Consider the following 26,186-nt stretch of genomic DNA (forward strand, 5'->3'; position numbering starts at 1 on the left):
GAATTTTAAAATTCAATTGGATAAGGTGTTTTTTTACAAAGTTAACTTAAAGATAATATTATTAATAATATTATCAATAATATAAAAAATAAGACTCAATTTTAAATTGAGTCTTATTTTTCTGTATCTGTATCAGGTACATATTCTAAAAGATCCCCGGGTTGACAGTCTAATATTTTACATAAAGCATCAAGTGTTGTAAATCTAAAAGCTTTTGCTTTTTGATTTTTAAAGTTTGATACATTAGCCATTGTCATATCTAATCTTTGGGATAACTCTGTTAAAGACATTTTTCTTTTTGCCATCATTACATCTAAATTAACAACTATCATTTTTACACCCCTAACTTAAAATGTTAAATCATTTTCTTCTTTTATTTCAGCTGCCTTTTTAAATATATTAGACATAACAAATGCAAGGAAGCCAAGTGTAATTGAGATAAAAGGAACTATAAATAGTGGGATTATAGTTAATGCATAAAGAAAAATATTATATGTAAAATATAAAAATAAGTTAACTAAAAGAAAAATAAATACTTCTAAAAATGCAAGTATTCCAATAGTTTTAAAGTGATTTGAAATTTTTATTGTAAATGGATTTTCACTAGAAAGTAATTTACAAATTGATTTTAGTTTAAATAGTGAAATTAAGTAAGGTATAGCACATGTATAAATACAACCTGATATAACAAAGGCTAAATCAGAAGGTGATTCAACTTGCAAAGTTTTAAAAAATGCTGTCATAACTAATGGTGCACAAACAAGAGCAATTATTGTTAAGACAATTCCTGCAAGAACAAATCCATTTAATAATTTTGAACTTATAGTTTTTATCATAAGATTACCTCTCTTTTATTTAAGTTTTAATAAATATATTTTATTTCTAAAATTCAATTGTGTCAATAAAAATTTATCGTTATTCTTTATATAATTATTGTATTTATACAAATTTATTTAAAAATAAAAATTATAGTATTATATGAATTATAAATTATAAAATGAGAAATACTAAATTAAATGAGAAATATTAGAAATAAATAAATTTAGTGAGAGGATTAAATATGAATAGTAATTTAAATGATAAAATTCCTGTATATTTAGAGAGTGAATCTGATATGTTAAGTAAATTTTATTCGCTAGAAGATTATAATCTTTCTAATGAGTTAGAAGAATATATTATAAAAGAAGTAAACAGAAAATATAAAAATGAAAAAATAAAAATATATGTTGAATTTAAAGAAGAAGGTAATGTTGAAAAATTTAAAAAAGCAATCTATAACACTTTTATCAAAAAGATGAAATCAGTAGAACATGATATAAGAAAAAATAATATTGTATCTTTAGTTGAACTTATAATTGGAATTATACTTGGAGTATTAGTTTATATGTTGTCAGGAATAAATAATGGTTTATCTCAGCTTGTATCTATTGCATGTTGGGTTTTTATTTGGTACTCTGTTGAAACTTATTTTTTCGTAAATAGAGAATTAAAATTAGAGAAGATTCGCTATAATCAAATAATTATAGCTGAAATCACGACTGAAGTTAAAATATGAGTATAAAAGATAGTGTTTTATTTAAGAAAAAAGAGTTAAGACAGTTTTGTATTTTAAGATTTATTTTTGGCATTAGTTATAGTTTTATGATTCCAATAATACCTTTATATTTTGATTCAATAGGAGTTAGTACAGTAGTCATAGGAACATTTATGTCTCTTTATGGAGTTAGTAAGGCGTTAGCGCAAATGCCTTTTGGATTAGTATCAGATGCAATAGGAGATAAGTTACTTTTAATAATAGCCTTATCATTAATGATATTTGTTCCATTTTCTTATACTATAGCTTCTAATAATTTCTTAGCTTGCTCTATTTATGTTATTCAAGGAGCTGTTCTTGGAATGGCAGCACCTGCAACTTTTTCAATATTATCAAGATCATTAGATAAAGAAAAGAGAGGGGAATGTACAGGATTTGCATCTGCAGTTTTTACTCTTGGAGGAGGTATTGGAGCTGCAATTGGAGGATTTGTTGTTGCGAAATTTAATAATTATAATTTAGTATTTTATATGGCTTCAATAGGAGTTTTATTAACAGTAATATTTACTATTTTTAAAATTGAAAAGTCAGAAGTAGCAAAAAAGAAAAAGGATAAATCAATAAATCCAATAGAAAGAATAAAAACTATAATAAATGATATAAAAGAAAGTAAATTAGGGTGTAAAATTTTACTTTTAGGAGTTATAGCATTTTTAGGAGATTTTATATATGGATGTGTAGTATCAATATTTCCTTTCTATGGTCAAGATGTACTTGGAGCATCAGCTGGATATACTTCTATGATAATATCAATATATTTATTTATATTTGGATTTGGAGCTCCAGTAGGTGGATATATAAGTGATAAGATAGGAAACAAAAGACAACTGTTTATTTCTTTTATAGTTATGAATTTATCTCTTTTAGGATTATCAATTTTTAGAAGTATACCTATGTTTACATTAATTATAATAATATATTTTTTGGGAGCTACATTTTTAAATGCTGCACTTCAAAGCTTGCTTTCAGAATTTGGAGAAAATGAAAATATAAAAGGAATAGTATTTGGATTTGTTGGAGCTTCAGAAGCAACTGGATATGCAATAAGCCCAATAGTATCAGCATTTATTTATAACTTTAATAAATCATGGTTATTTATTGGGGTATTAATTGTTTCAGTTATAATTTCTATAATATATTTATTGTTGTGTAAAAAAGCTTGCATAACAAATGATAATTGCAACAGGAATAAGTGTTTAAAAAATAAATAATATTTTTAAAAGTTAAATTATATTAATAAAAATTACGAATAATAAAAAGTTTTAAAAATATAAAATTCGTGTTATAATACGTATGTAAAAGAAAAAAACTCGTATATCATCGGTAATATGGACCGAAAGTTTCTACCTGCTAACCGTAAAATAGCAGACTACGAGGGCTCCTTATAGTATATACACGATAAAAATGAAATGTATATACCAAAAAGCAGCACCTCATGGATTAACGAGGTGTTGTTTTTTTGCTTATTAGATAAACTTTTAGAGAATTGAGGGGGAATACAGAATGAGAAAAGGAAGTATTTATGAATTAGAAGGAAAAGTTCCTTTAAAGGAAGCAGTTCCACTTGGTGTTCAACATGTTCTTGCAATGTTTTTAGGTAATGTTTCACCGCTTATTATTATTTGTGGATTATTAAATATTGATATAGGGACTAAATCTATATTGATACAAAATGCAATGTTTATATCAGGGATTGCAACATTAATTCAATTATATCCAAAGTTTAGAGTTGGAAGTGGACTTCCGATAGTCATGGGAACAAGCTCTGGTTTTATAGGAACAGAGAAGGTTATAGGTTTAACTTACGGATATGATGCAGTTATGGGTGCATCATTAGTTGGAGCAATTTTGGAAATTATTTTAGGATTTTTTATAAAGCCTCTTAAAAAGTTGTTTCCTCCAATAGTAACAAGTCTTGTTATTATTTCTATAGGTCTTTCATTACTTCCAGTTGGAATTAGATATTTTGGTGGAGGCTCAGGTTCTGATCAGTTTGGCTCACCAAAAAATTTAATTGTTGCAACTGTAGTAGTCTTAGTAATTATTGCATTAAAACAATGCAAAAAGGGATTCTTAAATGTTTCATCTATATTAATTGGTATTATAGTTGGTTATATTTTATCTATATTTTTAGGTATGGTGGATTTTACTGCTGTTAAAGAAGCAGCTTGGATTAGTATGCCAAAACCTTTTGTAACAGGATTTGAATTTAAAATAGATGCAATTATTTCAATGAGTATTATGTATGTAGCAACGGCTGTTGAAACTATTGGAAATATTTCTGCAATAACAGTTGGTGGTTTAAATAGAGATCCAAAAGATAATGAGTTATCAGGTGGAGTTATAGCAGATGGAGTGGCAAGTGGAATAGCTTCGATTTTTGGTGTTCTTCCAAATACAGCTTTTGGGCAAAATGCAGGACTTGTTGCAGTAACTAAAGTTGTAAATAAATTTGTAATTATGACAGGTGCAGCATTTTTAATATTATCAGGATTTATTCCAAAGCTTAGTGCTTTATTTTCTGTTATGCCTCAATCAGTTTTAGGTGGCGCAGCTGTTATTATGTTTTCAATGATTTTAATTAGTGGGATTCAATCATTAATGAGAGAAGGTTTGGATGAAAGAAATAGTTTAATTGCCGCTTTAGCACTTGGAATAGGTGTTGGGATTGGATATGTTCCAGAAGTTTTAGCAAAACTTCCAGAATGGGTAACACAAGTTTTTGCTCACAATAGTATAGTTATGGTTTTTGTTATAGCAACTATTGTAAATTTAATTTTACCAAAGAAAAATAGTGAAGAAGAAATTATAGAAGAAAAAGATTTACAAATTGATAGTGTAAGTTAATGTAAGAATACTTGTTTATATTTATTTCAATATAGATTCTATATTGTTTTAAGACAGAATTAAATAATTGAAATTTAATAGATTAAGAGTTTTATTGATTTTTTGTGGAGGGAATTTGTTTATGTTTACTATTAAAAATTATGTAGTAGCACAAAGTTTAGAAGAAGCTTATGAGTTAAATCAGAAAAAGAACAATGTTGTTTTAGGTGGAACGGCTTGGCTTAAGATGGGAAGTCGTAATATACAAACAGCTATAGATTTATCAAACCTTGGGCTTGATAAAATTGAAGAGTTTGAAGACTCATTTAAAATAGGATGTATGTGTACATTAAGAGACTTAGAAGTTCATACATCTTTAAATTCATACTTTGATGGAGTTATAGAGAAAAGTTTAGTTCATATAGTTGGGGTTCAGTTTCGTAATGTAGCAACTATTGGAGGAAGTATATATTCAAGATTTGGATTTTCAGATATACTTACATCACTTTTAGCTTTAGATACATATGCTGAATTATTTAAAGGTGGAATTATTCCTTTAAGTGTATATAAAGATATGCCATATGATAATGACATATTAGTTAGAATTATAATAAAAAAAGATAATAGAAAAGTGTCTTATTTAACACAAAGATTAAGTGCTACAGATATTCCAATACTTGCTTGTAGCATATCAAGATTTAATGGTAAATGGAAGATTGTATTAGGTGCTAGACCTAAGAGAGCTGATTTTATTAAAAATAGTGATGAAATCTTAAGTGAAATACCAACTAAAGAAGAAATAAAATTATTACTTGATAGAAATTTTAAAGAAATGAAGTTTGAAAGCAATATGAGAGGTAGCAAAGAATATAGAGAAATATTAGCGAGTGTTCTTGTAAAGAGAGGAATATGTGAAATTACTGGAGGCAACTATGAAGATTAAAATGTGGATTAATAATAAGATTTTTGAAGATGATATATTAGAAGATACTTTATTAATTGATTTTATAAGAAGCAAGGGATTTTTTAGTGTAAAAAGAGGATGTGAAACTTCAAACTGTGGATTATGTACAGTTCATTTAGAAGGAAAACCAATATTATCATGCTCAACTCTTGCACTTAGAGCAAATGGTCTTCATGTTACAACTATTGAAGGATTAAAAGAAGAATCAGAAGAGTTTGGTGCATTTATGGCAGATGAAGGGGCAGAACAGTGTGGGTTTTGTAGTCCTGGATTTGTTATGAATGTTATAGCTATGAAAAGAGAACTTAATAATCCAACGGAAGAAGAAATAAAAAATTATCTTGCAGGTAATCTTTGTCGTTGTACTGGATATATGGGACAACTTAGAGCTGTTAAAAAGTATTTAAATTCATTAAAGGAGGACTAATAAATGAAGTATGTAAATAAAGGAATAAGAAAAAAGGATGCCATGGCATTATTAACTGGTAAGCCAGTATATACTGAAGACTTGCTTCCAAGTAATGCACTTGTTGTAAAGTTACTTAGAAGTCCTCATGCTCATGCTTTAATTGAAGATATTAATACAGATATAGCAAGTAAAGTTCCAGGTATTGAATGTATATTAACATATAAAGATGTTCCAAATTCAAGATTTACAATGGCTGGACAATCTTACCCTGAACCAAGTCCATATGATAGATTAATTTTAGATAAAAGACTTAGGTGTTGTGGAGATCCTGTTGCTATTATTGCAGGAGTTGATGAAAGGTGTGTTGATAAAGCTATAAAACTTATTAAAGTTAAATATGAAGTTTTAGATGCAATATTAGATTTTAGGGAAGCTAAAGATAATAATATTTTAGTTCATCCAGAGGAAAATTTTAAAACATTATGTGATGTTGGTACAGATAATAAAAGAAATATTTGCTCAACAGGTGGATTTGAACACGGCAATGTAGATGAAGAATTTAGTAAATGTAATCATATAATCGAAGAAACTTATCATACTAAAGCAAATAATCAAGCTATGATGGAGACATTTAGAACATTTACAGAACTCGATATTTACGGAAGATTAAATATAACAAGTTCAACTCAAGTTCCGTTTCATGTAAGACGTATATTAGCAAATGCATTAAATATACCAAAATCAAAAATAAGAGTTGTTAAGCCAAGAATAGGTGGCGGATTTGGGGCAAAGCAAAGTGTAGTTTCAGAAGTTTTCCCTGCAATAGTAACATTAAAGACTGGAAAACCAGCCAAAATGATATTTACAAGAGAAGAGAGTATGACTAATGGTAGTCCAAGACATGAAATGGAAATAAAGGTTCGTTTAGGTGCCGATGAAAATGGAATAATTAAAGCTATTGATATATATACATTATCAAATGCAGGAGCTTATGGTGAGCATGGTCCTACAACAGTTGGATTGTCAGCTCATAAGTCAATGCCTCTTTATAGCACTCCAAAGGCATATAAATTTAGTTATGATGTAGTGTATTCAAATACTATGGGTGCAGGAGCATACAGGGGTTATGGTGCAACTCAAGGTATTTTTGCTTTAGAATCTGCAATAAATGAACTTGCAGCCAAACTTAATATGGATCCAATTAAATTAAGAGAAATAAATATGGTTAAAGAAGGAGATATTATGCCCGCTTACTATGGTGAGAAGGTAAATAGCTGTACTTTGGATAAATGCTTACAAAGAGCAAAAGAAATGATAGATTGGGATAATAAATATCCATGTAAAGATATGGGGAATGGAAAGGTAAGATCTGTTGGTGTAGCAATGGCTATGCAAGGCTCTGGAATATCACTAATTGATACTGCATCAGTTGAGATTAAATTAAATGATGATGGATTTTATACTTTAATGATTGGTGCATCTGATATGGGAACTGGATGTGATACAATATTATCTCAAATGGCGGCAGATTGCTTAGAGTGTGATATTGATAATATTGTTGTTTATGGAGTTGACACTGATCAATCGCCTTATGATACGGGTTCTTATGCATCAAGTACAACTTATCTTACTGGAATGGCAGTTGTTAAAACCTGTGAAAGGTTAAAGAAAAATATGCTTTTTGAAGCTTCAAATTTATTAAAGTGTAACATAGAAAATCTTGAATTTGATGGAGAAAAGATTTTTTCATTAAGAGATGAAAAAGAAATATCATTAAAAGATTTAGCTAATAGAAGCTTAGTTGGTGGAAGTAAATCAATAAGTGCAAGTGAATCACATTATTCAGAAGTTTCACCTCCACCTTTTATGGTTGGAATTGTGGAAATAGAAGTGGATAAATTAACTGGAAGTGTGGATATAATTGATTATGTTGCAGTAGTTGATTGTGGAACTATAATAAATCCAAACCTTGCAAGGGTACAGACAGAGGGAGGAATAGTTCAAGGAATTGGAATGGCTTTATATGAAGATATTATATACAATAAAAAGGGTCAAATGATGAATAATTCATTTATGCAATATAAAATTCCAAGTAGATTAGATGTAGGCAATATAAGAGTTGAATTTGAAAGTAGTTTTGAGGAAAGTGGTCCTTTTGGAGCAAAATCAATTGGGGAAATTGTTATAAATACACCATCACCTGCAATAGCTCATGCTGTTTATAATGCAACAAAGGTTAATGTAAGAAATCTTCCTATAACATCAGAAAAAATAGTTATTGGAATGAATAAATTATAAATGTATATTAAGTTAATATTTTAAAGGGATAATTTCTATAAGTTTTATAGGAGTTATCCTTTTAATTTTATTGTTATAGTAATACTTAACTATATAAATGTAATTTAAAAGAAATAAAAATATATTTTTCTAATTATTTAAAAATATATTATAAATATCAAATTAAAATAAAGTTTACAAATAAAGTATTAAGTTTATTATAAAATATTAATTGATGTTAAAACGTAAACATAATTAACTACTTTACTAAATTTATAACAAAAAATATTGATAAATGAATAAGTTAAGGTTTAACATCAATGAAATATAGGGGGATTTTTTTTATGCAAAAGACACTAAAGACAAAAAGATTTTTAGTTGCATTTGCAATAGTCATTAGTATGATTTTTCAGTTATTACCAGTGACGGCGTATGCAGCTGATAAAAAAGAAACAGAAGCTAACAAAGAAGTTAATATACCAATTGTAAGCTTTAATGATTTTCATGGTTCACTTCAAGGATCAACTAGTGACCCTGGTGCAGCAAAATTTGTTAATGAAATAAAGAATTTTAAAAGTGAAAATCCCAATACTATAGTAGTTAGTGGCGGGGATTTATATCAAGGAAGTGCTTTATCTAACTTATTACAAGGGAAGCCAGTTAGTGACATGGTAAAGGAGCTTGGAGTAACATACTCAGCAATAGGAAATCATGAATTTGATTGGGGTAGAAATTTATTTAATACTTGGTCTAAAGATGGCGGCTTTGAATTTTTAGCTTCAAACGTATATTATAAAGGAACTGATAAACCAATAGAAGGTTCTAAGCCTTATGGAATAGTAGAAAAAGATGGAAAGAAAATTGGATTTATAGGACTTTCAACTCCAGAAACAGCTTATAAAACTAGTCCAAATTCAGTTAAAGATATAGAGTTTAGAAATCCTAAAAAATATGCAGAAAAGTGGACAGAGTATTTAAAAAATGAAAAACATGTAGATGCAGTTATAATTTTATGTCATATGGCAAGTTATCAAGATGAAAAGGGAAATATTACAGGTGAAGTAGAAGAACTAACAAAGGTTAAAGGAATAGATGCAATTATTTCAGCCCATAGTCATCAAAAGGTTTGTGGAAAATTAAATGGAGTTCCAATAGTACAAGCTTATAAAAATGGTAGATCTATAGGACATGTAAATTTACACTTTGATTCAAATGGAAAATTAACTGTGTCCAATTCAAGAGATGATATTTACAAAAGAATTAATAATTTAAAAGAAGATAAAATTATGAAAGAAGATATTTCAAAATATGAAAAGGAATTAGCACCTATAATGGATGAAAAAGTAACTTATTTAAGTGAAAATCTTCCTCATAATAGGGATACAGGTATTACACCACTTGGAATGACAGTTTCACAAACAATGAAAGAATTAACAAATGCAGATATTGCATTAATGAATGGTGGTGGAGTTAGAGCGCCTCTTTACAAAGGAAATATAACAGTTGGAGATTTATATAGAATATTACCTTTTGATAATACTTTAGTTACATTAGACCTTAAAGGATCAGATGTTATAAAAGCTTTAGATCATGGCATTGAACCAAAAGATTTTGGATGGGGACAATATGCTGGCGTAAAAGTATTTTATAACAAAGGAGCAAAAGAAGGAGAGAAGATTACTAAAGTACAATTAGCAAATGGAAAAGACATAGATCCAAATCAATATTATAAAGTTGTAACAAATGATTTTATGGCAGCTGGTGGAGATGGATATGATTTTAAAAATGCTAAAAATATTAAAGATACTAATTTAGTATTAAGAGATTCTATGAAAGATAAATGGGCTAAAGAAGGAATTAAACCAATTACTAATATGTCAGAATTTTTAGTTCAAAATCCAAATGGAAACTCTGAAACAGATAAGAATAAAGATCCAAATTCAAATAATACTTCAGATAAAAATAATGGACAAGATTTAAATAATAAAGATAATAATATTAATTCAAATAAAAACAGTAATTCAAAAGAACAATCTAAAAAGTTAGAAACTTTAAACAAAGATAATAAAGTTATAGCTTTAAAAGATTATAATTCTGCAAAAAATAATAAAAATAATTCAAGTAAAGATATCAGCGAAATGCCAAAGACGGGTATGGAGGAAGATGGATTTATATTATTTGGATTAATGATTGTAGGATGCGGTATCGTTGTTCTTAGAAGAAAAGATAAAAAAGTTTCTTAGATGATAAAAGAAAAATACTATCTCAAATATTGAGATAGTATTTTTTATAATTAATAAATAATCTAATTTAGAATTTAATTACTTTAGTTTTTTATTGATTAAATTTAGTTTACACTAAATAATAATTCAGAATAAGTTGGAAGTGGCCAATATTCTTTACCTATTAATGTTTCAAGTTCATCAACAACACTACGTAATTCTTGCATTTTTATAAATACAGATTCTCTATAATATTTTGATACTTTAAGTAAGTCAGTATGATTTCTTGCATTAATAACAGCTGATTCTAAATTATCAAGATTTGAGTATAGGCAGCTTCCAAGTACTGAAAGTGAGCTTAAAAGGCTTTCTTCTAATTCACATTTAATGTTTGGAAGTAATTGTTTTTTATTATTTGCAATACTTGCAATTTCACCTTGATATTTTAATGTTGCAGGTATTATATATTTTTTTGTAATGTCTATCATAGTAAGAGCTTCAATATGAATAGTTTTGCAGTAATTATCCATTAATATTTCATATCTAGATCTTACTTCACTTTCTGATAATACATTATGACTTTCAAATAATTTTATATTCTTTTCATCAATAAAATGAGGAAGAGCATCTGGAGTTGTTTCTAAATTTGAAAGACCTCTCTTTTTAGCTTCTCTAACCCATTCATCTGAATAGTTGTTACCATTAAATATAATTCTTTTATGATCTTTAATAGTATTTTTTATAAGAGTATTTAAATCTTCTTTAAAATTATTACTTTTTTCAAGTATATCAGCAAATTGCTTTAATTCCTCTGCAACCATAGTGTTTAAGAAAATATTTGGGCCTGCTGTTGAGAAAGTAGAACCAAGCATTCTAAATTCAAATTTATTTCCTGTAAATGCAAATGGTGAAGTTCTGTTTCTATCTGTTGTATCTTTTGGAAATTTAGGTAGAACATTAACACCAATTTCCATAGTACAATGTTCTTTATCTTTATAAGCAACACCTTTTTCAATTGCTTGAAGTATTTCTGTTAATTCGTCTCCTAAAAATATTGAAACTATAGCAGGTGGAGCTTCACTTGCACCAAGTCTATGATCATTTCCAGCATTTGCAACCGAAATACGAAGTAAATCTTGATAATCATCAACAGCTTTAATAACAGCTGTTAAGAATAATATAAATTGTGCATTTTCTGATGGTGTATCACCAGGCTCTAAAAGATTTATACCTGTATTTGTTGAAAGTGACCAGTTATTATGCTTACCACTACCATTTAATCCAGCAAAAGGTTTCTCATGAAGTAGGCAAGTTAATCCATGATTATTTGCTATGGATTTCATAAGCTCCATTGTAATTTGATTATGGTCTATTGCTATATTTGTAGTTGTAAAAACAGGAGCTAACTCGTGTTGTGCCGGTGCGACTTCATTATGCTTAGTTTTAGCAAGTACTCCAAGTTTCCAAAGTTCAGTATCAAGCTCTTTCATGTAAGCAGAAACTCTTGGTTTAATTGCTCCAAAGTAATGGTCATCAAGTTCTTGTCCTTTAGGAGGTCTTGCTCCAAATAAAGTTCTACCACAGCAAACTAAATCTGGACGTTTTTCATACATTTCTTTATCAATAAGGAAATATTCTTGTTCAGGGCCAACTGTTGTTATAACTCTATCAACATCATAATTTCCAAATAGTTTTAGTATACGTAATGCTTGTTTATTTAAAGCCTCCATAGAACGTAAAACAGGTGTTTTTTTATCTAAAGCTTCTCCGCTATATGAACAGAAAGCAGTTGGTATACATAAAGTATTATCTTTTATAAAAGCATAAGATGTTGGATCCCAAGCAGTATATCCTCTAGCTTCAAAAGTAGCTCTAAGGCCACCTGATGGAAAACTTGAAGCATCGGGTTCACCACGAACAAGACATTTTCCTGAGAATTCCATAATAATATTTCCGTCTTTATCAGGAGAAATAAAGCTATCATGTTTTTCAGCAGTTACTCCAGTCATAGGTTGGAACCAGTGAGTAAAGTGTGTAGCTCCTTTTTCAATTGCCCAGTCTTTCATTGCATTTGCTACAATATTAGCTATATCTAATTGAATTGGTTCACCTCTTGAAATTGTATTTTTTAGTGCTTTATAAGTTTCTTTAGGTAGTCTTGCTTTCATAGCTTTATCATTAAAAACTAAGCTACCAAATATTTCTGGTATATTTTTCATGTTTTATCCTCTCCTTAAATAAAAAAAAAGGCGCAGTGAACCTGTAAAGTTCACAGCGCCTTTGCTGTTAATCTATGTACTACATTATATTAACCTTATACAATTTTGTAAACACTTTTTTCAAAAAAATATTATTTTTCTATTTTATAAACTTTTATATAAAAATATTGATAAAGCAAATTTTACATTGTATACTATAAAATATTGAACAAAGGCGTTCATTAAAGTATTTTAGGCGTAAAAGGGCATAAGTTATAGTGAATTTTAAAGCTTTAAGTTATGTTTTATTTGTAGCCCCTATAAATATTTTAATGAGCGTCTTTTATTTTAAATTATGGTTAAAATATTTATTAATATATACAGTAAAGTATATGTTACTTAAAAAATAAGTTTATTTTTATATATTAAAGTATTGATTAATAAAGAGAGTTAACTTGGAATAAATTTTAAATGAAGTTTTATATTCATATAGTCTTTATAATGTTTAATTATAGATAAATAATAAAATTTATAAATAATACTATAAATATATAAGATGATAATTTGAAAAATTGGGGGATAACTATGAAATACAAGGTTAAGGAAGTTTTAGAGTTTGTAAAAGAAAATGATGTTAAATTTGTAAGACTTGCTTTTTGTGATATTTTCGGAGTTCAAAAAAATATTGCAATAATGGCTTATGAATTAGAAAAAGCTTTTTATGAAGGCATTTCATTTGATGGTTCATCTATTACTGGTTTTTTAGATTCAGCACAATCAGATTTATTGTTATTTCCAGATCCATCAACTATTAGTATACTTCCATGGAGACCACAGCAGGGAAGAGTTGTTAGATTCTTTTGTGATATAAAAACTCCAAATAAAGAAAATTTTATTTCTGATAGTAGAAATATATTAAAGAAAACTTTAAATAGAAGTATTTCTATGGGGTATGAACTACAGATAGGGACAGAATGTGAATTTTATTTATTTAAAACAGATGAAAATGGCAATCCAAGTTTTATAACACAAGATAGAGGAACCTATTTTGACATGGCTCCAGTTGATAAAGGAGAAAATATAAGAAGAGAAATTTGTATTTGTTTGGAAGATATGGGGATTATGCCTGAAACTTCTCATCATGAACAGGGACCAGGACAAAATGAAATAGATTTTAAATATAGTGATATATTAACTGCAGCAGATAATTTTTTAACATTTAAATCTGTAGTTAAAGCTATAGCATCAAGAAATGGACTCTTTGCTTCATTTATGCCAAAACCACTTAAAGATAAAAGTGGTAATGGACTTCATATTAATATTTCTATTTTAAAAAATGGGAAAAACATATTTGAAGGTGAAGAAGGTAATTATTCTGATGAAGTAAAAAGTTTTATTGCAGGTATATTAAATAGAATAAAAGAAATAACATTATTTTTAAATTCAATATCAAATTCTTATGAAAGATTTGGCACATTTAAAGCGCCAAAATATATATCATGGTCTTGTGAAAATAGATCACAGCTTATAAGAATTCCAGCAGCTACAGGTGATAATGTGAGAATGGAACTTAGATCAGCAGATTGCGCATTAAATCCATACATTGCATTTGCTTTAGTAATTAGTGCTGGACTTGAAGGGATAGAAAAAGCGTTATGTCTTAATGAACCTATAAATGAAAATTTATATACTTTAAGCAAAAATTTATTAGAAAAAATTGATACATTACCTAAAGATATTAATGAAGCAATAGAATTTGCGAAAGAAAGTGAGTTTGTAAAAAGTATTTTAGGTAGTGAATTTTTAAATAAATATATAACTTTAAAAGAAGATGAAGTTAAAAAATCTATTGATATTAAATTTAAAGATGAATTAAATAAAAGATATTTTGAAACGATATAATATTAGAACTTAAAAGGGGCGGATTAATTTGGATAGTGTTTTAATAATATCCAGTAGCAAAAAAGGGGTGGATTTCTTTAAAGATGTTCTTTCACAAAACTTTAATGGAGAAATAACTACAGTAGCAACTGGAGGAGAAGCAAGAAGATTAATTGTAGATAGAGATTTTGATTTATGTATTATTAATGCGCCTTTAAGTGATGAAACTGGAGAAATATTAGCTTGTGATATAGTTTCTGATAAAGTAAGTCAAGCAATTTTAGTTGTTAAGAGTGAAATAGCTGATGAAGTTTCTATTAAAGTAGAAGAGCATGGTGTAATAACTTTAGCAAAACCAATGAATAGACTAATATTTTGGAATTCTTTTAAAGTTGCAAATGCAATTCATAATAGAGTAAGTAAGCTAAAAAGAGAAAATACTAGCCTTATAAAGAAAATAGAAGATATAAAGATGATTGATAGAGCTAAGTGTTTACTTATAGAATATCTAAAGATGTCTGAATGTGAAGCTCATAGACATATTGAAAAGCAAGCGATGGATATGAGAATGACTAAAAGACAAATATCAGAAAGTATAATTAAAAGATATGAAATTTAAATTTAGGAAGGATAAGGGGTATGGAGAAAGTTTATAAGTTTAAAGCTGAACTAATAAAAGCAGACAAAGTTGATTGAGTTTATGTTAAGTTTCCTTTTAATGTAAAAGATGAGTTTGGAACAAATGGAATGGTAAAAGTTTGTGCAAGCTTTGATGGAGAAAAATATAGAGGAATACTTGCTAAGATGGGTTAGGATTGCCATATAATAGGAGTAACAAAAGCTATAAGAAAGAAAATATAAAAGGAAGCTGGAGATGAAATAGAAGTTATAATAAAAGAAGATAATAAAAGCAGACAAGAGGAAGTTCCAGAAATATTTGAAAGTGCTTTAAATAAAAATAAATTAGAGAAGGAATTTTTTGACACTCTTACAGGAAGTCAAAAAAATAAGTTTATAAAGTTTATAACTTCAGCAAAAAAGGAAGAAACTAAAATTTCAAGATTAGAAAAAACAATAGAAATGCTTAGCAAAAAAGAGAAAATAAAATAAATGGAAACTGTTGATAAAATAAGTTTTCGTGATATAATACTACGTATATAATAAAAAACGGACTCGTATATAATCGGTAATATGGACCGGAAGTTTCTACCTGCTAGCCGTAAATTAGCAGACTACGAGGAGTTGTACAAGATAGATATGTATGTATTGTATCTAACTAGCAGCACCTCAATTTTTTGAGGATGCTGTTTTTTTTTATAAGTATAACTTCCATTACAATTAAATGTAATTTACTTTTTTATCTGAGTCTAATTAAGTTTTTTATACAAAGGATACAGAAATATTATAAATAACAAGGAGATGAAGAAATGAAAAAAGAAAGTACAAATTCTACGGAAGTTAACTTAATTTATGGTGTTGATGATAATTTAGGAATATTTAAAAAAATATTATTTGGATTTCAACATATATTTGCAGCATTTGGTGGAATAATAGTAGTTCCACTTGTAATATCAACAGCACTTGGATTTGATACAAAAACAACAACTGCATTGATAAGTGCATCAATATTAGCATCAGGTCTTGCAACAGTAATACAAGCTAGGGGAATAGGTAAAGTTGGTTCCAGAGTAGCTTGTATTATGGGAACAGATTTTACTTTCGTATCACCAGCTATTTCAGTAGGTTCGGTTCTTGGAATACCAGGAATAATAGGAGCAACAATTTTAGGATCTTTATTTGAAATTGTATTAAGTTTCTTCATAAAACCATTAATGAAATTTTTTCCGCCTCTTGTTACAGGAACAGTTGTAACTTTAATTGGATTAACATTATTACCAGTTTCAATAGATTGGGCAGCAGGTGGTGCAGGCTCAGCTGATTATGGCAATTTAAAAAATATTTTAATAGCAATGTTTGTTTTAGTAATTACTCTTATTTTAAATAATTATGGAAAAGGAATGATAAGTAGCGCATCAATATTACTTGGTATAGTAATAGGTTATATTGTTTGTATTCCAATGGGATTAGTTGATTTTACAGCAATAAAAGAGGCAAGTTTTTTTTCCTTTCCTAAAATATTTGAATTTGGAGTTATTTTTGATTTAAAGTCAGTAATAGCATTTATTCCAGCATATTTTGTAGCAACAATTGGAACAGTTGGTTGTATAAAGGCTATAGAAGAAACTTCTAATATATCTGGAGATGATAAAAGAGTTGCTGGAGGAGTGTTAGCAGATGGTGTAGGGAGTGCTCTTGGTGGAATTTTTGGATCATGTCCTAATACATCATTTACTCAAAATATAGGAATTATATCATTAACTAAAGTTGCTAGCCGTCACGTTGCTGTTATGGCAGGTATATTATTAGTTATATTAGGATTTTTACCGAAGATTTCTGCAATAATTACTGCAATACCAAATCCTGTTTTAGGTGGAGTTGGAATAATGATGTTTGGAACAGTTGCAGCAGCAGGAATTAGAACATTAAGTAATGTTAAACTTACAGAACGTAATTTACTTATAATTGCAATATCAATGGGATTAGGACTTGGAGTTACTTTTAGACCAGAAGTTATAAGTCAATTACCAGAAGCACTAAAAATGATATTTTCATCAGGGATTTCTACAGGAACAATAACTGCATTAATACTTAACATAGTATTAAAAGACAACAGTAAAAAGAAAGAAATTCTAAAAGATGGACAAGAAGATATAGATAAAAATAATAAATGCACAGAAAAAAATATTAATTTAGAGTTAGGAGAGTTAGTATAATGGAAATTTTAAGAGAACGTATATTACAAGATGGAAGAGCATTAAGCGAAACTGTATTAAAGGTTGATTCATTTTTAAATCATGGGGTAGATCCAAAGTTAATGTATGAAATAGGAACATATTTCAAAGAATATTTTAAAAATCATGGAATAACAAAAATATTCACAATAGAAAGTTCAGGTATAGCACCAACAGTAATGACTGCAATGCAAATGGATTTACCAATGGTTACATTAAAAAAGCAAACTTCAAAAATTTTAAATGGTGAAGTATACCAAACAACAGTACATTCTTTCACTAAAGGATCAGATTATGAATTAACATTATCTAAAAAGTACATAAATGAAAATGATAAAATATTAGTAATAGATGATTTCTTAGCAAATGGAGAAGCTGCACTTGGAGCAATAAGATTAGTTGAGGAAGCAGGGGCTATAGTAGCTGGCGTAGGAATAGTAATAGAAAAATCATTCCAACCTGGAAGAAAAATATTAGATGAAAAAGGATATGATGTGTATTCATTAGCTCGTATTTCAAAACTTGGAGAAAACTTAATTGAATTTAAAGTAGATTAATAATATTTATTAATCAAATTTTGTAAAATAAAAAGCTCATAATATTTAATAAAAAGATAACTAAAATTTTTTTAGTTATCTTTTTTTATTATTAAAATAAAGGTTTAAAAATATTATAATGTGGTAAAAATTCAAAGGATAAAGTTATACAAGGAGGATTTATTAATGTATAATCATAAAAAAGCTTTTTACAAAAGAGGATGGTTTTTCGTACTTATAGCTATAATAGGTATTGGATTTATTAGTTCAAATACTTCAAGTAAACCTGAAAAAGTAAATAATATTCAAAAAGAGGAAAGTAAGGGAGTATCAAATCAAGTTAACAATAATGATAAGGAAAATAGCATTGAATCATTTAAGGTTGGAGATACTGTGAAAATAAATGATTTTAATGTAAGAGTTAATAAAGTTTCTAAATCAAATGGTGGAGAGTTTATTAAACCTGAAAATGGAAATGAATATTTAAAAATTGATATTACTTTAGAAAATATATCAGATGAACCTCAAGCAGTTTCATCTATGTTAATGTTTAAAGTTATAGATAAAGATGGTAGATCATACAATCAAGCTTTTACAGAGAATCAAAAAGGGCAGCTTGATGGGGAGTTAGGAAAAGGTAGAAAGATGACTGGTGAATATGTAGTTGAAGTTCCAAAGGGTGCTAAGGGACTTGAATTAGAATTTGATAGTTCATTAATTTCTACAGGTCAAGTAGTTGTTAATTTAAATTAATAAATGTAGGACTAAGTTTTTTCTTAGTCTTTTTTATTTTAAAAATTTTTTCTTTAAATTAATACAATTTTAAAACAGTTAATATTAATCAAAAGCTATAAGAAATAATAAACCGTCTAAAGATAATAAAGAGAAATATATTTAAAAAAATATATAAAAGTTTTGGTTAGAAAGAGACTTTTCAATTAGGTATTGAATTAAAGAGTAAATATTTATATAAATAGCTTGTATGATATATAACTGCATGGTATTATCTTCCTAAAAATATTATTTATTGTAATTAAATTATGGGGGATAGTGAGATGAAAACAAAAAAGTCTATTATAAAGATTATAGGTAGTATATTATTTATAATAATTGGAGCTATAGTTGGAGTAATTGGTGGAATTATAATTGGAAAAAGTAATATATTTGGAAAAACAACTTTTATTGATGTAGTTATAATAATAGGTATATTTATAGCCTCCTTTATTATTCAAATTATTATACATGAGGGTGGGCATTTAATATTTGGACTTTTATCAGGTTATGAGTTTATTTCTTTTAGAATATTTAGTTTTACTATTGTAAAAGAAAATGGAAGGTTGGTTAGAAAAAAATTTAATATTCAAGGAACAGGTGGACAATGTCTTATGATGCCTAAAGAAGATGATATAAAGAGATGCCCTTATGTACTTTATAATTTGGGCGGAGTTCTTATGAATTTAATAATATCATCATTGGGTATAATTATTTTGATGTCTATTCCTTTACCTAAATTTTTAAAAATATTTTTAATTTCTATTATTGCAAGTGGAATAATTATATTTATTACTAATGGAATTCCAATGAAGGTAAGTGGACTTTCAAATGATGGATATAACATATTATCAATTAGTAGGGATGATTTTATAAAAAGATGTTTTTATATTCAACTTAAAGTTAATGGATTAATATACAAAGGAATTAGAGTTAAGGACATGCCTTTTGAATGGTTTAAAATAGAAGAAAATGCAGATTTAAATAATTCTATAATAACATCTATAAAAATTTTAGAGGCAAATTATTATCATGATAAATTAGAATTTGAAAAAGCAAAAGAATGCTATGAAAGTTTACTTAATGATGCAAAAAACATATTAGAAATATATAAATATGAAATTCAATGTGAGCTTCTTTTTTATGAGATAATAGGAGAAAAAAGAGATGATGTAATAAATAAGCTTTATACAAAAGAATTAAAAAGATATATAAAGGCAACTGATTGTTATATATCAAGAAAAAGACTTATGTATGCATATAGTCTTTTGATAGAAAGGGATTTAAATAAAGCAGATGAAATATTAAAAGAAATAGATGTAGTTAAAAATACATATCCAGCTAAAGGAGAAATAAAAAGTGAACTTGAAATCATAAGATTTCTACAAAAATAATTGTATAAAAATTAATAAAATAAGGTATAATATGAATAATAATACAAATTTATTATATATATAAAATAAATAATCATATTATACGGAGGGGATTTTTATGAAATTTAGTTCAGGGGATTTAGGTAGATATAATTCAATCTACGGTATGGAAAATAATAAGTGTAGTGTGTGTAATAGAGACACTTATTATATGGATTATTGGGAAAATAATAATAATTTTTATTCACCAGAATGCAAAGAAAAATATTATAACTGGCTAAAAAGAAAATCAAATAATATACAAAGATAAAATAAAAAAGTTGTTTTGTTTATTTATTAATAAAATATTTAAATGAAACAACTTTTTATTTTGGATATTTTACAAGTGTTTTGTTGATAAATACAAAAATGTTGAAAAATATATAAAATGGAATTATTATATAAATATATAGTAATTATTTACATAAATTTTTGTGTAAGGTTAATTATATAATAAGGGGGACGTATAAATGGAAATGATAATGTATTTTTTACCGTTTTTTGCGACTATTGGTGCTGTTTTGTTGTTAGTTGGATTTAGAAATAAATTTAAAACTTTATCAAAAAGCCAAAAGATAGGTATTGTTTTGGTAGAAGTAGGTATTTTGGTTCCAACATTGGTAGATTTCACAAATGGTTTTATAAATGGATTCATGGGAAGAATTTAATATATATAAGGTTAGCTTAAAATTTAAGCTAACCTTTTTCTCTAATATCAATAAAAAAGAAGGTTTAAGTAATTTTTCAATTAAAAATTAGAGTATTAAGGTTTTTAGTGAATCTTATTTTTTATTAAATAATCATTTAATTGAATTTTTGATAATGAATAGGCGGAAAATTTATTACAAATTAAATAGAAAATTATAGTAAAATATAAATAATTACAAGGATTAGAAATAGCTTTAATGAAACAAATTTATAGGGGGATAAAAATGAAAAAGAAAATAATAATAGTTTCCGTTGTTGTGGTTATTTTATTAGGGACTTTTAGTATTAAGGTTTTTAATCAAAAGAAAATTATGGCTAATAAAAATGAAGTTATAAGTGAAAATGCTACTAACAAAAATAATTCGGATAAAAAAAAGGAAGAGAGCAACTCTAATAAAGAGGAGAAAATTAATAAAGAAGAATCAAAAGATAACTTAAAGTCTAAAGAAAACATTTCAGAGCCAAAAGAAAAATCAAAAGGTGAATTAAAGGAAAAGAAAAATAATGCTGACTTAGAGAAAAAATCTGATAAATATGCTAAAAGTAATTCTAATAAAGTTGAAAATAAAACAAATAATTCTCAAAATAATGTTAAATATGTTACTGTTCCAAATATATTAAATCAAAGTTGTAATTCTGTTTATGTTAAGCTTTGGCATACACCAGGAATTATTCCAGATGAAAATCCGAAATTTGTGGATAGTAAATTACCACCTAATACAGTAATAAGTCAAGATCCAGCACCAGGAGCAAGGGTACAATATGGAACAAAACTTACATTTGTATGTAGTAGAGAATGTAAGTTGAATGAAAAAAATCCATATTATAATGATATATTACCTGATGTAGTTGGTATGAGTGAGGGGAAGGCTATGTATAAGTTGAATAAAATGGGTTTTGGTATGATAACTGAAGTAGTTAAAGGGCCTAAAAATTTAACTGGTAAGGTTGCAAAGACATCACCTAGTGCAGGAAGTAAAATAAAGCCTAATCAATGGGTTACGCTTTATATATATAATAAAGTAACATCAGCAGATGAAGTTACTAAAGAACCTATAAATTAAATTATAAAAATGAATTTAGAAAGGGAATAAATATGAGATTAAGTTTAAGACAAGAAATAAAAGAGGATTATAAAGAAACTTATGAAGTAGTAAAAAATGCATTTTTAAATGCTGAATTTACAGATCATAATGAACAAAATTTAGTAAATAAACTAAGGGAAAGTAATACTTTTATAAAAGAATTATCTATTATTGCAGAAAAAGATTCAAAGATAGTTGGTCATATATTATTTACTAAAATAAAAATTGGTGATAATGAATCACTTGCATTAGCACCACTTTCGGTATTAGAAGAATATCAAAATAAAGGTGTTGGAAAAGAACTTATTTTAAAAGGGCATGAAATAGCAAAATCTTTAGGGTTTAAAAGTGTTATAGTACTTGGACATCCAACTTATTATAAAAAATTTGGATATAAAAATGCTATTGATTTTAATATAAAAGCACCTTTTGATGTGCCAGAAGATTGCTTTATGGCAATTGAATTAATAGCTGGTGGACTTAAAGGCGTATCAGGAGTTGTAGAGTATCCTAAAGTATTTTTATCAAATTAGTCTGAATTAATTATTGACATGGTAAAAAAAATAATATATTATAAAAACAATTAAAAACGGAATTTAAATGCGTTGAAAAGGGAAAGTAGGTAATATAAGTTACTACAGAGAGAGGCTAGTTTGCTGAGATAGCCTGTAAGGAGTATTATTGAAGTGCCCCTTGGAGCTTAAAGGTCGAATTATTTAAGTAGATCTTTATGGGAACTCCCATTATAGAGTTAGAGTATATTAGTACTTGAATTTGAGATAGATATTTTATTATCTAACCAGAGTGGAACCGCGGAAGTTAACCTTCTGCCTCTGTATTTTTACAGAGGTAGAAGGTTTTTTGTGTATAAAATTTTGGTTAATTAAATTTTAAAAGCGTGTACTTTCCGATTTTAATTATAAATAATTTTGCTGGCCAGCAAAGAGAAAACTAAATTTATAAAATTTGAAGGGGAGAAAAAATATGATTAATTTCAATTTAATTTTATCAGTAGTATTAGTAATACTATCAATTTATACTATTTATGTAGTTAGAAAAAAGACAAATAAGTTTTCATTTGCAACATTAACAGCACTTACTTTAGGGGTTGTACTTGGGATTATATTTAAAGAGAATATTTTATTCTTAGATATAGTGGGAAAAGGATATATGTCATTAATTAAAATGATAGTTGTACCATTAGTTATGGTTTCATTAATAACAAGTATAGTAAGACTTAAGAACTTAGATACTTTAAAGTCAATTGGTGCCAAAACATTTGCTATATTACTTGGAACAACAGGAATAGCAGCATTTATAGGAATTATAATAGCTAATTTATTACATGTTGGAGAAGGATTAAAATTTGTAGGAAATACTGATTTTACAGCAAGAGAAATACCAGGATTTTCAAAGGTTTTACTTGATATGCTTCCATCAAATCCGGTTGCAGCTATTGTAGATAATAGAATAATACCAGTTGTAATATTTTCATTATTTATTGCAGTAGCATTAGTTATAGAAGATAATTTAAATCCAGAAAAAGCAAAACCATTTAAAGATTTTGTTTTATCTGCTTATGATATAGTACTTAGAATTACTAAAATGGTTTTAAGATTAATACCTTATGGTGTATTTGCTCTTATTGCAGTAGCAGCTGCAAAAAATGGAATAGATACTCTTAAATCATTAATAGGAGTAATATTAGCTGTATATATAGCAGCGTTAATTCAAATGGGTGTAGTTCATACAGGATTAATTGCACTTATTGCAAAGAAAAATCCACTTAAATTTTTTAAAGGTATTTTTCCAGCACAAGTTATGGCTTTTACAAGTCAAAGCAGCTATGGAACATTACCTGTTACAATTAAGTCTTTAACAGAAAATTTAAAGGTTAAAGAAGAAATTGCAAGCTTTGTAGCACCTCTTGGTTCTACAATAGGAATGAATGGGTGTGGAGGTATTTATCCAGCAATAGTTGCAGTTTTTGTAGCTAATGTATTTAATATAGAACTTACTCCTTATTCATATGCTTTAATAATAATAACAACAATAGTATCATCAATAGGAATTGCTGGAGTACCAGGAGCTGCAACTATGTCAACAACAGTTGTTCTTGCAACCTTAGGACTTCCAATTGAAGGGATGGCAATGGTTATTGCAGTAGATTCAGTAATTGATATGATTAGAACTACAACAAATGTAACAGGTTCAGCCGTTGCAGCAGTTGTAGTTGATGAGACAGAAAATAGAAAAAATAAAAATATAGAAGTAATTAAAGAAATTCAAAATGCATAAAATTAAAAAAATAGGAACTTTTCATTTGTTTTAGAAGAGTTCCTATTTTTTATTGTATAGTAATTTTTAATTATATGTCTTTAATATTAATATAATTGTGTAAATATAATGTCAAATCTTAATAAAATGAAAATATTTACAGGAGTTAATAGTTTTTTCAAAATCGGGAACTATAATTAAATCAAAAGATACAAAAGGTTTCAAAGGGAAAATATATTCTGGAAAGGTAAGGGATGTTATATGAAAAATTCAAGAAAAAGAAATTGTAGAAATTTAAGTTTACTTAAAAATAAGAAAGTAAATAAAAAGAATATAGATAAGAGTACTTTAATTAAAATAGGTGCTATAGCAGGAGCTGCAACTGTGGCAGCTATAGGAGCTAAAAAGCTTAAAGAAAAATCAAGAATTAAAGAAGAATATAAAGCAACATATGTAAATTATGAAGATAAAAAAGTTTATTTTGTAGGTGGAGGAATTGCGTCTCTTGCAGGTGCAGTTTATCTTATAAGAGATTGTAATTTTAATGGAGAAAATATTCATATTTTTGAAGGAATGAATATTTTAGGAGGAAGCAATGATGGTATAGGAACTCCAGAAGGTGGATTTGTATGTCGTGGAGGTAGAATGTTAAATGAAGAAACTTATGAAAACTTATGGGAACTATTCTCTAGTATACCTTCATTAGATATGCCAGGAATGAGCGTAACAGAAGAAATATTAAACTTTGACCATTTACACCCAACTCATGCTCAAGCTCGTTTAGTTGATAAAGATGGTGTTATTTTAGATGTTAAATCTATGGGATTTACAAATGCTGAACGTATAGCGCTTTTAAAACTTATGATGACAGATGAGAAGAAGTTAGATGATCTTACAATTGAAGATTGGTTTAAAGATATGCCACACTTTTTTGAAACAAACTTCTGGCATATGTGGCAAACAACATTTGCATTCCAAAAATGGTCTAGCCTTTTTGAATTCAAACGTTACATGGGTCGTATGATTTTAGAATTTTCACGTATTGAAACATTAGAAGGAGTTACACGTACTCCTTATAACCAATATGATTCACTTATTCGTCCATTAAAAGCTTATTTGGATAGATTTGGAGTAAACTTCCATAAAAACTCAGTTGTTACTGATATAGATTTTAAAGATGGAGATGGAATAACAGTTAATAAAATATATATAAATGAAGAAGGAAATGAAAAAGAAATTGATTTAAGCGATAATGATATTTGTATTATGACAAATGGGTGTATGACAGATAGTGCAACTTTAGGTGACTTAAATACAGCACCAGAATTTGATTCAAGAAATCCAATATCAGGAGACCTTTGGAGAAAGATTGCAGTTAAAAAAGGAGGTCTTGGTAATCCAGAACCATTCTTTGGACATCCAGATCAAACTAATTGGGAAAGCTTCACAGTTACATGTAAAGGAAATAAAATGCTTAAACTTATTGAAGAATTTTCAGGAAATATTCCAGGAAGTGGAGCTTTAATGACATTTAAAGATTCAAGCTGGCTTATGAGTATAGTTGTTGCAGCACAACCACACTTTATAAATCAACCATTAGATGAAACAATATTCTGGGGATATGGATTGTATACAGACAAGATTGGTGATTATGTAAAGAAACCAATGCGTGATTGTACAGGTAAGGAATTATTAACAGAACTTATTTATCAATTACACATGGAAGATCATTTAGATGAAATAATGGATAGTGTGGTAAATGTAATACCATGTATGATGCCATATATTGATTCACAATTTCAACCACGTAAAATGAGTGATAGACCACAAGTTATACCAGAAGGTTCAACTAACTTTGCTATGATTAGTCAATTTGTTGAAATACCAGAGGATATGGTATTTACAGAAGAATATTCAATACGTGCAGCAAGAACTGCAATATATAAGTTATTTAATGTAAAAGACAAAAAAATATGTCCAGTAACTGAATACAAAAAGAATCCAAAAGTTTTAAAAATGGCATTAAAAACAGCTTATAGAAAATAATAATTAAAATATAAATTTCATAAAAATATATATAAAATATAATGAGCTAAGTAATAATAAATATGTACTATTATTTAGCTCATTTTTATTACACAAAACTTTTTTGGGAAAAATTATCTTACAAATGT

General features: G+C 27.5%; 21 protein-coding genes, 2 pseudogenes, 2 riboswitches and 1 other annotated feature. Of the genes and pseudogenes, 20 read left to right on the top strand and 3 right to left on the bottom strand.

The window, feature by feature from the left end:
- Positions 1-113 precede the first annotated feature (113 nt).
- The gene (locus O212_RS0101305; protein WP_024613371.1) at positions 114-332 is read right to left on the bottom strand and encodes a helix-turn-helix transcriptional regulator; all 219 of its coding nucleotides are present in this window, start codon (positions 330-332) and stop codon (positions 114-116) included.
- 15 nt (positions 333-347) lie between these two features.
- Positions 348-836: a DUF2975 domain-containing protein gene (locus O212_RS0101310; RefSeq protein WP_024613372.1), complete on the bottom strand. Its 489-nt coding sequence runs from the start codon at positions 834-836 to the stop codon at positions 348-350.
- A gap of 224 nt (positions 837-1,060) precedes the next feature.
- Here O212_RS0101310 and O212_RS0101315 point away from each other — a divergent pair, with 224 nt between their 5' ends.
- The 7 genes and pseudogenes from O212_RS0101315 to O212_RS15830 form a co-directional block, all read left to right on the top strand.
- Positions 1,061-1,555, top strand: a complete 495-nt coding sequence (locus tag O212_RS0101315) for a hypothetical protein (protein ID WP_024613373.1) — start codon at positions 1,061-1,063, stop codon at positions 1,553-1,555.
- Positions 1,552-2,805 carry an MFS transporter gene (locus O212_RS0101320; RefSeq protein WP_024613374.1) on the top strand — a complete coding sequence of 418 codons (1,254 nt, stop codon included), beginning with the start codon at positions 1,552-1,554 and terminating at the stop codon, positions 2,803-2,805. Before O212_RS0101315 ends, O212_RS0101320 begins: the two co-directional genes overlap by 4 nt.
- A 79-nt stretch (positions 2,806-2,884) precedes the next feature.
- A riboswitch (purine riboswitch) is annotated at positions 2,885-2,986 on the top strand.
- 111 nt (positions 2,987-3,097) lie between these two features.
- Positions 3,098-4,441, top strand: coding sequence for a nucleobase:cation symporter-2 family protein (locus tag O212_RS0101325; protein ID WP_024613375.1), 1,344 nt, complete (start codon positions 3,098-3,100; stop codon positions 4,439-4,441).
- 121 nt (positions 4,442-4,562) lie between these two features.
- Complete coding sequence (locus O212_RS0101330) at positions 4,563-5,363, top strand: FAD binding domain-containing protein (RefSeq protein WP_024613376.1); 801 nt, start codon at positions 4,563-4,565, stop codon at positions 5,361-5,363.
- Positions 5,353-5,811: a 2Fe-2S iron-sulfur cluster-binding protein gene (locus tag O212_RS0101335; protein ID WP_024613377.1), complete on the top strand. Its 459-nt coding sequence runs from the start codon at positions 5,353-5,355 to the stop codon at positions 5,809-5,811. The genes O212_RS0101330 and O212_RS0101335 overlap by 11 nt, the downstream gene beginning before the upstream one ends.
- 3 nt (positions 5,812-5,814) lie before the next feature.
- Positions 5,815-8,091: a molybdopterin cofactor-binding domain-containing protein gene (locus tag O212_RS0101340; protein ID WP_024613378.1), complete on the top strand. Its 2,277-nt coding sequence runs from the start codon at positions 5,815-5,817 to the stop codon at positions 8,089-8,091.
- A gap of 443 nt (positions 8,092-8,534) precedes the next feature.
- Positions 8,535-10,313 (top strand): annotated as a pseudogene (locus O212_RS15830) (5'-nucleotidase C-terminal domain-containing protein); the annotation flags it as partial.
- Between the two features lie 104 nt (positions 10,314-10,417).
- Here the strand turns inward: O212_RS15830 and O212_RS0101350 are convergent.
- Positions 10,418-12,511 carry a glutamine synthetase III gene (locus O212_RS0101350; RefSeq protein ID WP_024613380.1) on the bottom strand — a complete coding sequence of 698 codons (2,094 nt, stop codon included), beginning with the start codon at positions 12,509-12,511 and terminating at the stop codon, positions 10,418-10,420.
- Positions 12,512-13,075: 564 nt separating this feature from the next.
- Here O212_RS0101350 and O212_RS0101355 point away from each other — a divergent pair.
- The 13 genes and pseudogenes from O212_RS0101355 to O212_RS0101410 all read left to right on the top strand — a co-directional run bounded on the left by O212_RS0101355 (position 13,076) and on the right by O212_RS0101410 (position 26,058).
- On the top strand, positions 13,076-14,392 hold the full coding sequence (locus tag O212_RS0101355; RefSeq protein ID WP_024613381.1) for a glutamine synthetase family protein: 1,317 nt from the start codon (positions 13,076-13,078) through the stop codon (positions 14,390-14,392).
- 28 nt (positions 14,393-14,420) lie between these two features.
- Complete coding sequence (locus O212_RS0101360; protein ID WP_024613382.1) at positions 14,421-14,990, top strand: ANTAR domain-containing protein; 570 nt, start codon at positions 14,421-14,423, stop codon at positions 14,988-14,990.
- Positions 14,991-15,079: 89 nt separating this feature from the next.
- Positions 15,080-15,184 (top strand): annotated as a pseudogene (locus tag O212_RS17000) (DUF1905 domain-containing protein); the annotation flags it as partial.
- A 340-nt stretch (positions 15,185-15,524) separates the two neighbouring features.
- Positions 15,525-15,626, top strand: a riboswitch (purine riboswitch).
- A 172-nt stretch (positions 15,627-15,798) separates the two neighbouring features.
- Positions 15,799-17,205 carry a nucleobase:cation symporter-2 family protein gene (locus O212_RS0101365; RefSeq protein ID WP_024613383.1) on the top strand — a complete coding sequence of 469 codons (1,407 nt, stop codon included), beginning with the start codon at positions 15,799-15,801 and terminating at the stop codon, positions 17,203-17,205.
- Entirely contained in the window at positions 17,205-17,780 is a 576-nt protein-coding gene (locus O212_RS0101370) for a xanthine phosphoribosyltransferase (protein WP_024613384.1), read from the top strand. Before O212_RS0101365 ends, O212_RS0101370 begins: the two co-directional genes overlap by 1 nt.
- Before the next feature lie 165 nt (positions 17,781-17,945).
- Positions 17,946-18,512: a DUF4352 domain-containing protein gene (locus O212_RS0101375; RefSeq protein ID WP_024613385.1), complete on the top strand. Its 567-nt coding sequence runs from the start codon at positions 17,946-17,948 to the stop codon at positions 18,510-18,512.
- 302 nt (positions 18,513-18,814) lie between these two features.
- Positions 18,815-19,924, top strand: a complete 1,110-nt coding sequence (locus O212_RS0101380; RefSeq protein ID WP_051372974.1) for a site-2 protease family protein — start codon at positions 18,815-18,817, stop codon at positions 19,922-19,924.
- Between the two features lie 97 nt (positions 19,925-20,021).
- Entirely contained in the window at positions 20,022-20,213 is a 192-nt protein-coding gene (locus O212_RS0101385) for a hypothetical protein (RefSeq protein WP_024613387.1), read from the top strand.
- A gap of 199 nt (positions 20,214-20,412) precedes the next feature.
- A complete protein-coding gene (locus tag O212_RS0101390; RefSeq protein ID WP_024613388.1) occupies positions 20,413-20,610 on the top strand; it encodes a hypothetical protein in 198 nt (65 codons plus the stop codon).
- Positions 20,611-20,874: 264 nt separating this feature from the next.
- The gene (locus tag O212_RS0101395) at positions 20,875-21,714 is read left to right on the top strand and encodes a PASTA domain-containing protein (protein WP_024613389.1); all 840 of its coding nucleotides are present in this window, start codon (positions 20,875-20,877) and stop codon (positions 21,712-21,714) included.
- Between the two features lie 32 nt (positions 21,715-21,746).
- Positions 21,747-22,268 (top strand): N-acetyltransferase, encoded by a 522-nt coding sequence (locus tag O212_RS0101400; RefSeq protein ID WP_024613390.1) that lies wholly within the window; start codon positions 21,747-21,749, stop codon positions 22,266-22,268.
- A gap of 63 nt (positions 22,269-22,331) precedes the next feature.
- Positions 22,332-22,573: a binding site (T-box leader), on the top strand.
- A gap of 146 nt (positions 22,574-22,719) precedes the next feature.
- The gene (locus O212_RS0101405) at positions 22,720-24,033 is read left to right on the top strand and encodes a dicarboxylate/amino acid:cation symporter (RefSeq protein WP_024613391.1); all 1,314 of its coding nucleotides are present in this window, start codon (positions 22,720-22,722) and stop codon (positions 24,031-24,033) included.
- A gap of 240 nt (positions 24,034-24,273) precedes the next feature.
- Positions 24,274-26,058, top strand: a complete 1,785-nt coding sequence (locus O212_RS0101410) for an oleate hydratase (protein WP_024613392.1) — start codon at positions 24,274-24,276, stop codon at positions 26,056-26,058.
- Positions 26,059-26,186: the final 128 nt, after the last annotated feature.

The sequence above is a fragment of the Clostridium sp. Ade.TY genome (genome assembly GCF_000498355.1).
GTDB lineage: Bacteria > Bacillota > Clostridia > Clostridiales > Clostridiaceae > Clostridium.